The following is a 13,405-nucleotide window of genomic DNA, read 5'->3' as shown; positions in this document are numbered from 1 at the left end:
TGGTGTCCACTGGTCCCCCTACTGCCGCGGCGCGCGCGGCAATCCCAAGCCGGCGGTGGCGATCATGTCGCGCATGACCTCGTTGACGCCGCCGCCGAAGGTGATGACGACGTTGCGCTTCTCCTGCACGTCCAACCAGTTCACGAGGTCTGCGGTGTCGGGATCGGTGAAGTCGCCGTAGCGGCCGAGCAGGTCGTCGGCGATCCGCATGATCACCTGGATGCGCTCGGTGGAGAACACCTTGGTCGCCGCCGCGTCGGCCATCGAGATGGCTTCGCCCGTCGACGCGACCTGCCAGTTGAGCAGCTCGTTGATCCGCGCATACGCATCGATCTGCGCGAGGGCGCGCCGGACGTCGCGGTCGTCCGCGGGCGGGGTGCCGTCGGGTCCGGGTCGGGCCGCCCAAGCGCGCAGCTTGTCGGCGACGCCCTCGATCCGTCCGGCGGGGCCGAGCATCACGCGCTCGTGGTTGAGCTGGGTGGTGATGAGCTTCCAGCCGCCGCCCTCGTCGCCGACCCGCATTGAGACGGGCACCTTCACGTCGGTGTAGTAGGTCGCGTTGACGTGGTGCGCGCCGTCGGCGGTGATGATCGGCGTCCAGGTATAGCCGGGGTCGGAGGTGTCGACGATGAGGATCGTGATGCCCTTGTGCTTCGGGGCGTCGGGGTCGGTGCGCACGGCGAGCCAGACGTAATCGGCGTCGTGACCGCCGGTGGTGAAGATCTTCTGCCCGTTGACGATGTAGTGGTCGCCGTCGCGGACCGCGGTCGTCGTGAGCGAGGCGAGGTCGGTACCGGCCTCCGGCTCGGTGTACCCGATGGCGAAGTGGACGTCGCCGGCCAGGATGGCGGGCAGGAACTTCGCCTTCTGCTCCTCGGTGCCGTGGACCTGCAGCGTCGGCCCGACGGTCTGCAGCGTCACCGCCGGCAGCGGCACGTCGGCGCGCACCGCCTCGTTGGTGAAGATCTGCTGTTCCAGGTCGCCGAACCCCTTGCCGCCGAACTTTTTCGGCCAGCCGACGCCGAGCCGGTCGTCGGACCCCATCTGTTTGACGACCTTGCGCAGTGTCGCGCCGTGCCGCTCGGTGAGCAGGGTCTCCTGGTCGTCGGGGCCCACCAGGTCGCGGAAGTAGGCGCGGGCGTCGTCGCGCAGTTCACGCTGCTCGGGCGTGAGGTCGATGAACATGCCGTCGCCGGGCAGCAGCCCGCTCGCCGGAAGGTCCGCCGCTCGCCGCTGGGCGTCGGCGAGTTCGTCGAGCGTGCCCAGACCGCCGACGAGTCGGGCGAGGTCCTTGGCCAGCGAGAAGTAGCGGTGCAGCGGATAGGTGACATCCACGCCGATCCCGCCGTGCAGATGCGTCATGGTCCGCATCGTCGCGGGCACCTCGGCGGCAACCCAGTAGGCGCCGATGGCGATGTCCTGCCCGGCGTCCAGGCCGTTGGCGAGGCGCCAGGCGGCGGCGGTCGTCGTGAGGTTCAGGGAACGGCCGATCACATAGATGTCGGCGAGCTGCTGCCCGACGGCCTGGAACAGCGCGATCGGCTTGCCGAACTGATGGCGCGTGCTCACGTGGGTGGCGGTCATCGCCGTCGCGCCGTCGACGAGGCCGTCGGCGTAGGCGTTGAGCGCGAACCGGTAGTGGTCGAGCAGTTCGGACACGTCGATCGGCATGACGTCGTCGTCGGCCACCGTCACGCCGGCGAATCTCACCGTCGACTCGCTCCACCCGCTCGACGACGGGGTGCGCGTGACGTCGACACCGGGTGCATCGGCGGGCACCCATACGACGACGCCGCGGCCGTCGGGGCGGCGCGCAGTGACCAGGAAGGCATGGGCGCCGTCGGCGCACAGGACTCCGGACTTCGTCGCAGTCAGCGTGTTGCCGTCGAGGAGGGCCGCCGGTTCGGCAAGCAGACCCGCCCCCGATTCGCGGGCGGCGATGGCGATCCACGCCCCCTCCGTGATCGCGGCGAGGCGCTTCGCCGCCTGCGCGTGCGGGGCGAGTGCGAGGGCCGCCGCCAAGGTCGCCGGCGCGGGGGTGACCGCCGAGGCCTTTCCGGCCCGGCGCAGCAACGGCAGGATGGCCGTCGCATCCAACGCATCGCCGCCCAATGACTCCGGGAGCGGGAGGGCCATCAGACCTGCGTCGACGATCGCCTGCCAGATGTGCCGGTCGAAACCGTCCGGGCCGGTGAAGCGATCCGCGGGATCCACGGGATTCCTCGTGAATACGTCCTGCGCCACGTCTGCGACCGCGGACGCGGCCGCGTCGAGTGTGAAGTCCACCGTCGCCTCTCCTGGAATAGAACCTGTTCTAAATCAATGTAGTGGGTAGCTGCCTGGAATACTAGAACAGGTTCTACTTCTTCGTCGCGATACCCGGTCCCGCGTGAACCACGGCAATCGAATGGTTCAATCGAAAGATGAGCAGCACTCGGGTCAGCGTTCCCTCCGGCGACGTCACGATCATCGGCGACCGGTTCGGCGACCCGGCCGATCCGCCGATCCTCTTCCTCCACGGCGGCGGTCAGACCCGGCACTCGTGGGCCAACTCGGCCCGTCGACTGGCCGAGGCCGGCTGGTCGACGCTCACCGTCGACCTGCGCGGTCACGGGGAGAGCGGGTGGTCGCGCGGCGGCGAATACGGCCTGAACCGATTCGCCGCCGACATCACCGCGGTCGCCCAATGGCTGCCCGAACCGCCGGTCCTCGTCGGCGCCTCCCTGGGCGGCAACGCCGCACTCTCCGCCTTGGGCGACAACGCCGAGCTGGCCCGCGCCCTCGTCCTGGTCGACGTCTCCCCCTTCATCCAGTCGTCGGGGCGCGACCGCGTCCGCGCGTTCATGGCGGCGAATGCGGAAACCGGCTTCGCGTCACTGGAGGAGGCCGGCGATGCCGTCGCCGAGTATCAGCCACATCGCAAGCGCCCGAAGAACCTCGACGGGCTGCGCAAGAACCTTCGCGAACGCGACGGGCGCTGGTATTGGCATTGGGACCCCGCGTTCATCACCGGGCTCGGGAGCGACGCGGTGCAGCGCGACCGCATCCTCGACCCGGTACACCTCGGCGCGGCCGCCGCCTCGCTGCGCGTCCCCACCCTGCTGATCCGCGGCGGCGAATCCGACGTCATCAGCGCCGAGGACTCCGCGCGCTTCCTGCACGTCGTGCCGCATGCCGAGTTCGCGTCGGTCGGCGGTGCGCACCACATGGTCGCCGGCGACGACAATGCCGTCTTCGAAGACGTCCTCGCCGACTTCCTGGACCGACGCGTCCGCTCACGACTCGACCTCTTCGCCGCTGTCGCCGACTGAGCTGGGTCGTTTCCAACACGGCCATGCACTTTCCAACACCGATTGCTGTTGGAAACCGTGTCGCGGTGTTGGAAACGCCCTCGAGCCGCCTCGCCGACCGGTTCAGCCGCGCGGCATCCCGAGGATTCGCTCGGCGGCGGCGGTCTTGAGGATCTGCGTCGTTCCGCCGGCAATCGAGAGGCAGCGGTTCAGCAGGAACAGCTCCGACGCCTCGGAATCCGTCATTCCGTCGACGCCGAGCAGGCGCAGCGCGAAGTCGGGCACCGCCTGCCGGTGGATCACGCCGATCAGCTTGCGCACGCTCGACGCGGCACCCGGATCGTGACCGGCCAGCCTCTGCGACACCGACCGCGCATCCAAGGCGCGTCCGTTGTGGGCCTCGGCGACCAGCGACCCCAGCTCGGCCAGCTCCCCGTCGGACAGGGGCGTCTTCTTCGCCTCGATCTGCCGCAACAGCGCGTCCATCTCCTTGCCGAGGCTCGAGCCGCCCATCGCCACCCGCTCGTTGGCCAGCGTCGTGCGGGCCAACCGCCACCCGCCGTTGACCTCCCCGACGACCAGCTCGTCGGGTACGAACACATCGTCGAGGAATACCTCGTTGAACATCGCCCGCCCGGTCAGCTCGCGCAGCGGCCGGATGTCGATCCCGGCCGACGCCATGTCGACGAGGAAGTAGGTGATCCCCTTGTGCTTCGGGGCATCCGCGTCGGTCCGCGCCAAACAGACCGCCCACTGGGCGTTGTGCGCCTGGCTCGTCCAGATCTTCTGGCCCGTCAGCCGCCACCCGGGCTCCCCGTCGGGCCCGGTCCCGCGCACGGCTTTGGTGCGCAGCGAGGCGAGGTCGGAGCCGGCTTCCGGCTCGGAGAAGAGCTGGCACCAGATGATGTCGCCGGCCAGGGTCGGCGCGACGAAGCGTTCCCGCTGCTCGTCGGTGCCGTGCTCGAGAATCGTCGGGATGGCCCACCCGGCGATCACCAGGTCGGGTCGCTCGACGCCCGCGCGATCGAGCTCGTCGTCGATCAGCAATTGCAGCGCCGGGCTGGCACCGAGGCCCTGCGGCTTCGGCCAATGCGGCGCGAGGTAACCGGTTCGGGCGAGTTCACCGCGACGCTCGTCGACGGGGGTCGCCGCGATCTGCTCGACGGTGGCGCGCACCCCGGCACGCTGCTCCTCGACTGCGGTGAGGTCGACGGAGAATCGTCGCCGCTCCCCGGCCACGGCCGCTCGACCCAGCTGGACGCGTTGCGCCGACGAGTCGGCGAGCGCGGCGCGCATCGCCAACGCCGACCGCAGGTAGAGATGCGCGTCGTGCTCGAAGGTGAAGCCGATGCCGCCGAGCACCTGGACGCAATCCTTCGCATTGGCCAGCGGCAGTTCGGCGACCAGGATGTTGGCCGCCATCGCAGCGAGACCGTGTTGGGCGCCCGCCTCGAAATCGTCCTCCGGCGCGACGAGCAGGTCGTCCACGGCACCGGCCTGATCCCAGGCCGCCGCGGATAGCTGCTCGCTGCGGCACAACATGTCGGCGAGGAGGTGCTTGATCGCCTGGAAGGAACCGATCGGAGCGCCGAACTGGGTGCGGACCTTGGCGTAGTCGGCGGCGGTATCCAGACACCAGCGCGCCACTCCGGAGTGGAAGGCCGTGAACCCGGCACCGAGTACGGCCGACACCCGCGATGCCCGCGGCAGTTCCACGGCGACGTCCAGATCGAGCCCGGAGATCGCGACCCGCGAGCACGACATCGTGCCGTCGAGCGCGTCGCAGCGCTGCGCGTCGACCGTCGCTCCGCCCGGCGGCACGAGGTACCAGCGGGTTCCGCGTTGGGGGAACACGAGGTTGACCAGCAGCGCAGCCTCGGGCACCCAACCGGGGACGAGCCCGAGGTCGATCCGCCCGGCCGGGTTCACCGGCAACGGGTCGCGGCCGTAGCCGTAGTGGTCGGCGGGCACGACGACGGGGAGTTCCCCGGCGAGGACGGCCTCGGTCAGCTCCCGGGCCCGCTCCCCGTCGGTCCGCGAGAGCGCGACCCCGGCGGCCATCGTCGCCACGATCGGACCGGGCACGAGCCAGCGACCGCACTCGGCGACCATCGCGGCCGCATCGGCGAACGGCGCGCCCAGCCCGCCGCGCTCCTCATCCGCCGTGGCGGCGAAGATGCCGAGTTCGGCCAACTCCGGCCACAGGTTTCGCCATCCGTCGGACGGGGCGTCGAGTTCGGCGCGCACGAGTCCCGTCGTGTCGCGCGCGCGAGCCCAATCGGCCAGCGCCGCACACACGGCGATTTGCTCGGCTGACGTGGCGATTGTCACGGAATTCCCCTGCATGTCGAATTGAAACGAGCAACTAGAACCTGTTCTAATATGCCATGTGGCCCTCATCTACTGATAGCCGCAGGCGAAAGGAACCCCGAGACGATGGCACGAACCGCAACCGCCAAGGTCGACGCCGATGAGCGCATCGACGCGCCCATCGTCGACGAGACCCCCGCCAGCGGTGCCACCGGCGGGTCGTCAGCCCAGCGCGAACGCCGGCGCCGCATCCTCGACGCGACGCTCGCCCTCGCCTCCAAGGGCGGCTACGACGCCGTCCAGATGCGCACGGTGGCCGAGAAGGCCGACGTCGCCGTCGGCACCCTGTACCGCTACTTTCCGTCGAAGGTCCACCTGCTGGTCACGGCGCTCTCCCGCGAGTTCGAGCGCGTCGAAGCCCGCGTCGACCGGTCACAGCTCCCCGGCAAGAACGGCGTCGAGCGCCTGCGCACCGTGCTGGACATGATCACCGTCGCGATGCAGCGCGACCCACTGCTCACCGAGGCTATGACCCGCGCCTTTATGTTCGCCGACGCCTCGGCGACCGCGGAGGTCGACAACGTGGCCAACACCATCGACCGGCTATTCGCCGGGGCGATCGTCGGCGTCGAACGCGAGCCCGACGAAGAGGACTTCGCCATCGCGCGCGTCATCGCCGACGTGTGGATGTCGAACCTCGTCCAGTGGCTGACCCGCCGCGCGTCGGCCACCGACGTCACCAACCGGATGGAACTGACCGTCCGACTGCTGCTGAAGGGCCGCGAGGGCTGATCGCCGCGACAGCGCAGCGGATCTGGTCCACAGAGGAACCACGATCCGTTGCGCTGAGTCGCTTCTAGGGGCGTACGCGCAGGTCGCGAGCGATCATCGGCCAGGTGCGCTCGAGGTCGTCCTGCCAATAACCCCACGAGTGCGTGCCGGTCGGACGGAGCATGACCTTCGCCGGAATCCGCAACTGTGCCAGCCGCTGCGCCATCTGCTGGGTGCAGAGGTTCACGCCTCCCTCGATGAGACCGCCGACGACGACCTGGTTGGCCAGCGCCAACGGGTCGTTGTTGACGAGCTTCGCGCCCATGGTGTCGTTGCGGCCGGGCAATCCACTGCCCGCGGTCAGGTAGACCTTCGTGCCGCGCAGGCGGGCGGCGTTGATGTACGGGTCATTGGCGATCCAGCCGGGACCGCCGACCGGTCCCCACATGTTGACGACGTTGCCGCCGCCACGGTCGCCGACGACCATCTTGATGTACGATTGCCCGATCGGGTCCGACGTCCGCGCACACCCGCTGTAGCCGGCGACCGACCGGTAGAGCCGCGGCGCGGAGATCGCGAGGTTGAGCACCGACGTCCCGGCCATCGAGATGCCGGCCAGACCGTTGGTCTTGGTGGTCTTGAACTGCTTGTCGATCAGCGGCGGAAGTTCCTTGGTCAGGAAGGTCTGCCATTTGTTGCGCCCGAGCACCGGGTCGTCGCGCTGCCAGTCGGTGTAGTACGAGAACGCCCCGCCGATCGGCGTGACGACGTAGACATTCTTCGACGCGAAGAACTGCGCGTAATCGGTCTTGGCCGCCCAGGTCGCCGCATCCTCGCCGCCGCCCGCACCGTTGAGCAGGTAGAGCACCGGACTCGGCTTCTTCTCGTCGCGCGGGAGCAGGACGGTCAGCGGGATCTGTCGGTTCATCGACGCCGAGTAGACGACCACCGTCGTCGTGCGGCCCACACCGTGGGTCACCGCCTCGATCTTGGACTTCTTGGCGACGGGCAGGATCGACGACCCGCCGGACCCGACGTACGGCAGGGCCAGGGCACCGCCGACGGCGAGCGCGGCAACCGCCGCGGCACCGACCGCCGCCTTCGAGACCGCGCTGCGGCCAGGGCCCTTTCGGAATCCCATCCCAACCCCTTTGATCACATCAGTCACATACGTAACAAGCCCAAGGCTAGGAGTGCGTGCCGCCCGATTCCACCCGAGCCGGTTGTCGTTGCCGGTTCGCAACCGGTTTGTGACGACAACGGCCCGGCACCCTCTCGGATGCCGGGCCGCGATCAGTTGTCTCGGACTAGCTCGCTTCGCCGGTGGCGTCGCCGACCTCGGTCAGCTCGGCCGGGGCGTCGGGAACAGCACGGGGCTTCTCCGAACCGGTGAAGGTGAACGTCGCACCGTCGCCGTCGTCCTCGCCGTCCCAGCCGTCGACGTCCACCACGACGATCTGACCGGGGGTGACCTCGTTGAACAGGATCTTCTCCGAGAGCTGGTCCTCGATCTCGCGCTGAATCGTGCGACGCAGCGGGCGGGCGCCCAGCACCGGGTCGAAGCCGCGCTTGGCCAGCAGCTGCTTGGCCTTCTCGGTCAGCTCCAGCTCGATGTCCTTGGCCTTGAGCTGCGTCTCGACACGGCCGATCATCAGGTCGACCATCTCGATGATCTGGTCGCTCGTCAGCTGGTGGAACACGATCACGTCGTCGATGCGGTTCAGGAACTCCGGGCGGAAGTGCTTCTTCAGCTCGTCGTTGACCTTCTGCTTCATCCGCTCGTACTGCGAATCGTTGTCGTTGGACTTCGAGAAGCCCATGCCGACGGCCTTCGAGATGTCGGAGGTGCCCAGGTTCGACGTGAAGATCAGCACGGTGTTCTTGAAGTCGACCGTGCGACCCTGACCGTCGGTGAGACGACCGTCCTCGAGGACCTGCAACAGCGAGTTGTAGATCTCCGGGTGGGCCTTCTCGATCTCGTCGAACAGCACGACCGAGAACGGCTTGCGGCGCACCTTCTCGGTGAGCTGGCCGCCCTCTTCGTAGCCGACGTACCCGGGAGGGGCACCGAACAGCCGCGACGCGGTGAAGCGGTCGTGGAACTCGCCCATGTCGATCTGGATGAGCGCGTCGTCCTCGCCGAACAGGAAGTTCGCCAGCGCCTTGGACAGCTCGGTCTTACCGACACCGGACGGACCGGCGAAGATGAACGAGCCCGACGGGCGCTTCGGATCCTTCAGGCCGGCACGCGTACGGCGGATCGCCTTGGAGACGGCCTTGACCGCGTCCTCCTGGCCGATGATCCGCTTGTGCAGCTCGTCCTCCATGCGGAGCAGACGCGTGGTCTCCTCCTCGGTGAGCTTGAACACCGGGATGCCGGTCCAGTTGCCGAGGACCTCGGCGATCTGCTCGTCGTCGACCTCGGCCACGACATCCATGTCGCCGCTGCGCCACTGCTTCTCGCGCTCGGCGCGCTGCGCGACGAGCTGCTTCTCCTTGTCGCGCAGGCTGGCCGCCTTCTCGAAGTCCTGGGCGTCGATCGCCGATTCCTTCTCCTTGCGCGCGTCGGCGATCTTCTCGTCGAACTCGCGCAGGTCTGGCGGTGCGGTCATCCGGCGGATGCGCATGCGCGCTCCCGCCTCGTCGATGAGGTCGATCGCCTTGTCCGGCAGGAACCGGTCGTTGATGTAGCGGTCGGCCAGCGACGCGGCCGCGGCCAGCGCACCGTCGGTGATGGACACCCGGTGGTGCGCCTCGTAGCGGTCGCGCAAACCCTTGAGGATCTCGATGGTGTGCTCCACCGAGGGCTCGCCGACCTGAACCGGCTGGAAGCGGCGCTCCAGGGCGGCGTCCTTCTCGATGTACTTGCGGTACTCGTCGAGCGTGGTGGCGCCGATGGTCTGCAGCTCGCCGCGGGCCAGCTTCGGCTTCAGGATCGACGCGGCGTCGATCGCGCCCTCGGCGGCACCCGCCCCGACGAGCGTGTGCAGTTCGTCGATGAACAGGATGATGTCGCCGCGGGTGTTGATCTCCTTGAGCACCTTCTTCAGGCGCTCTTCGAAGTCACCGCGGTAGCGGCTGCCCGCGACCAGCGACCCGAGGTCGAGCGTGTAGAGCTGCTTGTCCTTGAGCGTCTCTGGCACGTCGCCGTTGACGATGGCCTGCGCCAGCCCTTCGACGACGGCGGTCTTGCCGACGCCGGGCTCGCCGATCAGCACCGGGTTGTTCTTGGTGCGGCGGCTCAGCACCTGCATGACCCGCTCGATTTCCTTCTCGCGGCCGATGACCGGGTCGAGCTTGCCCTCCCCGGCTGCTGCGGTCAGGTTGCGGCCGAACTGGTCGAGGACCAGCGAGGTCGACGGGGTGCCCGCCTCGCTGCTGCGACCGCCGGTGCCCGCCTCCTGCGGCTCCTTGCCCTGGTAGCCGGAGAGCAGCTGGATGACCTGCTGGCGGACCTTGTTCAGGTCGGCGCCGAGCTTGACCAGCACCTGGGCGGCGACGCCCTCACCCTCGCGGATGAGGCCGAGCAGGATGTGCTCGGTGCCGATGTAGTTGTGGCCGAGCTGCAGGGCCTCGCGCAGCGAGAGCTCCAGCACCTTCTTGGCCCGCGGCGTGAACGGGATGTGCCCCGCCGGTGCCTGCTGGCCCTGGCCGATGATCTCCTCGACCTGCGTGCGCACGGCCTCCAGCGAGATCCCGAGGGACTCGAGTGCCTTGGCGGCGACGCCCTCACCCTCGTGGATGAGGCCGAGCAGGATGTGCTCGGTGCCGATGTAGTTGTGATTGAGCATCCGCGCCTCTTCTTGCGCCAGGACGACAACCCGGCGTGCGCGGTCGGTGAACCGTTCGAACATCGTTCTCCCTTACGTGGCTCCACTCGGTCGTACCGCGCCCCGCTGCGCGGCCGTGTGGCTGGCACCGCACGTGTACGACCTGCTTGGTTCCACTCTAGTGGTGTTTGGACCCGCACCCGCAATCGTTATGCGGTCGGTGACGATCACGGGCGCTTACCGGTGTTCAACGCGGCCGTTACGCACGGTGTTCCCCCGCATCCACTCGTGGAGTACGCCAGCAGCGAACATCGACCCAGACGGGGCGCTACTCTGGGGAACCATGTCGTCCCCCCTGGTCATCCCGCCGACGCAGCCCTTTCCCGTCGGGGGTTCTTCCGAGTCGGCCCGCGCCTTCCGTTGGCGCGGCGACGGCGGCCTCACCGCCGGGCAGCAGGAGGCCCTCAACGTCGGCGCATTCCTGTGGGGTGTCAATGAGATGTGGTGCGACAGCCTCGACGTCGACATCGCCCAAACCCAGGCGCGCGACGCGATCGCCCAGTCGTGGGGGGTCACCGACGCCGTCAGCGCGCGGATGACCGTCGGACGACTCCTCGACGGCATGCACAGCAGCGCGTTCGAGGTCGTCGCCCCCCTCGTCGCGGCCATCGTCAACAAGACGGCCGGCCACGATCCCGACGCCCACCGCGAGTTCCTGGCCGCCCGCGCGCAGTTCCGCGGACCGTCGGTGACGATCGACGACTACGACGCGCTGCTGAACCTACGCACCATGAACGTGCTGCGGCCGGTGATCGCCGATTCCTATTTCCCGACGCATATCCGGTCCTGGGACCTGGGTCGGGTCGGCTACGTCGTGCGCATGTCCCGGGCCTCGGGCTACCTCAGCACCGACGAGTGCTGGCCGATGCTGCTCTCGGCGGCCGAGTCGGCCCGCAGCTACTACGCCAACTGGCGCCAATTCGCGCACGGCCTGGTCATCGGCCGGACGTATTGGATGGCCCTGCACGAGATGAACAACGCGTCGGCGGCGGCCAAGGCGGCCGGCGAACGCGTACACGGCCTGCTGATGCGGCCGGACAGCCCGTGGCGGCGCTACGCGCTGGGTCAGGGCGAGGGCGGCGTCTCGATGGTGAAGGAACAGCCCGAGCCGGAGACCACCGGGGACACGACCACCGGCGAACAACCGAGCGCGCCCAGCGGACCGCAACCGGGCGAATTGGGCATGTAGCTAGTAGCCCGGCCCCTCCGGTTCGACCCCGAACATCCGCGCCACCGCGGCCGAGGCGGTCTGGTCGTCGAGCCCGCCCGCGCGCTGCGCCTCCCGGATGGCCCGGTAGCGGGTGAATTCGTCCACCACCCCGCCGTCGGAGGCCTTCTCGCGCTGATCCGCGTTCTGGTTCATCAGGTCGGCGACCACCCAGTAGACGCGCTGGTCACTCGCGTAGACCGAGGTGATCCCGTTGACGAAGATCTTGGTCCACGACTCGTAATCCTGCAGTTGGGCGATCCGGTACCCGTCCTCCACCTCGCCGTCGGCGACACCGGTCACCGCCTGCAGCGGCATCTCGTAGACGAAGCCGGGGGTGTTCTTCTCGGCGTTGCCCGCACTGGCCAACAGCACCCGTTCACTGGTGACGGCGAACAGACCCCACTCGCCCTTGAACCATCCCGACGTGACGTTGAGGACCAGTTCGTCGGGACGCAGGGCGCCGACGAGGACCTGGGCGTTGGCCGACCCCTCCTCCACCCAGAACATCGCCGCCGCGATGTCGGGTCGCTGCGGGGTCGGGGTTCCGTAGGACTGCTGTCGCGCGGCGCTCACGCCTCCCAATCTAACGCAGGCCAGACGCGACTTCGTTCGATCGGGTTCGTCGCGCCACCCCCACGTGCCTGCACGGTTGTGCTCAGGTCGCCGTGGTTCACTGTTATCCATGTCTTCCAGGCCCCGCCGCTTACCGTTCGGAATCGGGACGATCGTCATGGTCCTGATCGCCGCGATGGTCGCGGTCGCGGCGTTCACCCTCGCCCAGGGCGCCGATGTCCCGCATCGGATGACGAGTCACGAATTCGGTCGACTGCGCACCCTCGACGACCAGCCGAAGACCGTGTGGACCCGCAGCAGCGACGATCTGCCCGGGTTCACCGGCAACGGCCCGGTCACCGTCGCCGACACCTACGGCGACATGTGGCTGCTCGCCTACCCGTCGGGAATCGGCCGCGCCTTCCTCGCGGTCAACCAGTTCGACGGGTCGTCGCGATGGGACCATCCGGTCGTCGCGGGCCTGGGCGGCTGCGCTTTCGACGGTCGGGGCAAGACCGGCTGCGCGATCAAACTGGGCAGCGCCCCGGACGGCTTCTACCCCGTCGACTCGGGTTCGGGTGAACTCGGCCCGATGCAGCCGCTGCAGGACACCGGCAGCGTCATCGGCGTCGGGAGAGACTTCATCCGGGTCAACCAGGTCGGCTACCGGGTCAGCGCGACCAGCCCCGACGGCGCCACGAAGTGGAGCCGCACCTTCGCCGACTCCGCGACGCCCAGCTACCTGGCCGGACCCGATCTCATCGACGTCTCGCTGGCCGACGCCAGCCACGTGCTGCTCGACCCGGCGACCGGTGAACCACGACTGACCTGCAGCTCGTGCACCGTCACCGCCTACCCGACCGGGCTGGTCGTCGCCCGCCGCGACGACGACACCATCGATTTCTACCGCATCGACCGGCACGGTCGCCTCGTCCTGAAACCGACCCACGTCGCCCGCAGCATGCAGGTATCCCGCGGCCCGGCCGCCCTCCCGGTGCTCGGCGGGATCGGCTCGGCGACGGTGGGCGAGACCCACGGACGCTTCGAGGTCCGCGATCCGGCGAAGGCGGACGCCCTGTGGCAGGTCAACTCCGACGAGCTCTCCAAGGCCGCCCCGATGGCATGCGGCACCCTCGTCGCCTTCGGCCGCAAAGACCTGACCCGCGAGGTGATGCGGCTCGACGCGTCGGGAACCACCGTCGGCCGGCTACCCGCCCCGGACCTGCAGCATCCCGACACCAGCCTCGCGGAGCTGAAGTGCATCGGCTCCTTCGGCGACACCCTCGTCGCGGCCAACGACAACCAGCTGACCGCTTTCGACGCGAAGGCGGGCAAGATTCGCTGGGCACTGCCGATCAACGGCACCGCCACGAATGTCAACGGCTACATCGTGCTGCGCCAGGGGTCCAGCCTGTCCCTGCTGGGCTGATCGCCGCGCCACG

9 protein-coding genes and 1 pseudogene are annotated in these 13,405 nt (G+C 68.8%); 4 read left to right on the top strand and 6 right to left on the bottom strand.

The genetic code is table 11. From position 1 onward, the window contains the following. Positions 1–18: 18 nt before the first annotated feature. The gene (locus HUN08_RS18295) at positions 19–1,185 is read right to left on the bottom strand and encodes an acyl-CoA dehydrogenase family protein (protein ID WP_301546958.1); all 1,167 of its coding nucleotides are present in this window, start codon (positions 1,183–1,185) and stop codon (positions 19–21) included. Between the two features lie 120 nt (positions 1,186–1,305). Beyond that, a pseudogene (locus tag HUN08_RS18500) lies at positions 1,306–2,244 on the bottom strand (acyl-CoA dehydrogenase family protein); the annotation flags it as partial. A gap of 179 nt (positions 2,245–2,423) precedes the next feature. Between HUN08_RS18500 and HUN08_RS02840 the strand changes: the two are divergent. Continuing rightward, entirely contained in the window at positions 2,424–3,311 is an 888-nt protein-coding gene (locus tag HUN08_RS02840) for an alpha/beta fold hydrolase (protein ID WP_124248289.1), read from the top strand. 102 nt (positions 3,312–3,413) lie between these two features. Here the strand turns inward: HUN08_RS02840 and HUN08_RS02835 are convergent, their stop codons facing one another. Further along, positions 3,414–5,621 (bottom strand): acyl-CoA dehydrogenase, encoded by a 2,208-nt coding sequence (locus HUN08_RS02835; RefSeq protein ID WP_165353344.1) that lies wholly within the window; start codon positions 5,619–5,621, stop codon positions 3,414–3,416. Positions 5,622–5,726: 105 nt separating this feature from the next. Here HUN08_RS02835 and kstR point away from each other — a divergent pair, with 105 nt between their 5' ends. Next, the gene (kstR, locus tag HUN08_RS02830; protein WP_124248287.1) at positions 5,727–6,392 is read left to right on the top strand and encodes a cholesterol catabolism transcriptional regulator KstR; all 666 of its coding nucleotides are present in this window, start codon (positions 5,727–5,729) and stop codon (positions 6,390–6,392) included. A gap of 64 nt (positions 6,393–6,456) precedes the next feature. On the opposite strand, the gene HUN08_RS02825 is transcribed toward kstR, so the two are convergent. Together HUN08_RS02825 and HUN08_RS02820 are read right to left on the bottom strand one after the other, a co-directional pair. Beyond that, positions 6,457–7,512 carry an alpha/beta hydrolase family protein gene (locus HUN08_RS02825; RefSeq protein ID WP_124248286.1) on the bottom strand — a complete coding sequence of 352 codons (1,056 nt, stop codon included), beginning with the start codon at positions 7,510–7,512 and terminating at the stop codon, positions 6,457–6,459. 166 nt (positions 7,513–7,678) lie between these two features. Further along, the gene (locus tag HUN08_RS02820) at positions 7,679–10,225 is read right to left on the bottom strand and encodes an ATP-dependent Clp protease ATP-binding subunit (RefSeq protein WP_124248285.1); all 2,547 of its coding nucleotides are present in this window, start codon (positions 10,223–10,225) and stop codon (positions 7,679–7,681) included. Positions 10,226–10,484: 259 nt separating this feature from the next. Between HUN08_RS02820 and HUN08_RS02815 the strand changes: the two genes are divergently transcribed. Then, positions 10,485–11,390: a DUF1266 domain-containing protein gene (locus HUN08_RS02815; RefSeq protein ID WP_124248284.1), complete on the top strand. Its 906-nt coding sequence runs from the start codon at positions 10,485–10,487 to the stop codon at positions 11,388–11,390. On the opposite strand, the gene HUN08_RS02810 is transcribed toward HUN08_RS02815, so the two are convergent. Next, positions 11,391–11,984 (bottom strand): hypothetical protein, encoded by a 594-nt coding sequence (locus tag HUN08_RS02810; protein WP_124248283.1) that lies wholly within the window; start codon positions 11,982–11,984, stop codon positions 11,391–11,393. A gap of 109 nt (positions 11,985–12,093) precedes the next feature. On the opposite strand from HUN08_RS02810, the gene HUN08_RS02805 reads away from it, so the two are divergent. After that, positions 12,094–13,392, top strand: coding sequence for a hypothetical protein (locus HUN08_RS02805; RefSeq protein ID WP_124248282.1), 1,299 nt, complete (start codon positions 12,094–12,096; stop codon positions 13,390–13,392). Positions 13,393–13,405 lie beyond the last annotated feature (13 nt).

The sequence above is a fragment of the Gordonia sp. X0973 genome, assembly GCF_013348785.1.
Classification (GTDB): Bacteria; Actinomycetota; Actinomycetes; order Mycobacteriales; family Mycobacteriaceae; genus Gordonia.
Note: the sequence above shows the minus strand (reverse complement) of the source record. Positions and strands in the feature narration are given on the sequence as shown.

Bases quoted from the DNA above. Each gene is read 5' to 3' on its own strand.
- HUN08_RS02840 (WP_124248289.1), top strand. From the start codon at position 2,424: ATGAGCAGCACTCGGGTCAGCGTTCCCTCCGGCGACGTCACGATCATC.
- HUN08_RS02805 (WP_124248282.1), top strand. From the start codon at position 12,094: ATGTCTTCCAGGCCCCGCCGCTTACCGTTCGGAATCGGGACGATCGTC.
- HUN08_RS02815 (WP_124248284.1), top strand. From the start codon at position 10,485: ATGTCGTCCCCCCTGGTCATCCCGCCGACGCAGCCCTTTCCCGTCGGG.
- HUN08_RS02820 (WP_124248285.1), bottom strand. From the start codon at position 10,225: ATGTTCGAACGGTTCACCGACCGCGCACGCCGGGTTGTCGTCCTGGCG.
- HUN08_RS18295 (WP_301546958.1), bottom strand. From the start codon at position 1,185: ATGTTCATCGACCTCACGCCCGAGCAGCGTGAACTGCGCGACGACGCC.
- HUN08_RS02825 (WP_124248286.1), bottom strand. From the start codon at position 7,512: ATGGGATTCCGAAAGGGCCCTGGCCGCAGCGCGGTCTCGAAGGCGGCG.
- kstR (WP_124248287.1), top strand. From the start codon at position 5,727: ATGGCACGAACCGCAACCGCCAAGGTCGACGCCGATGAGCGCATCGAC.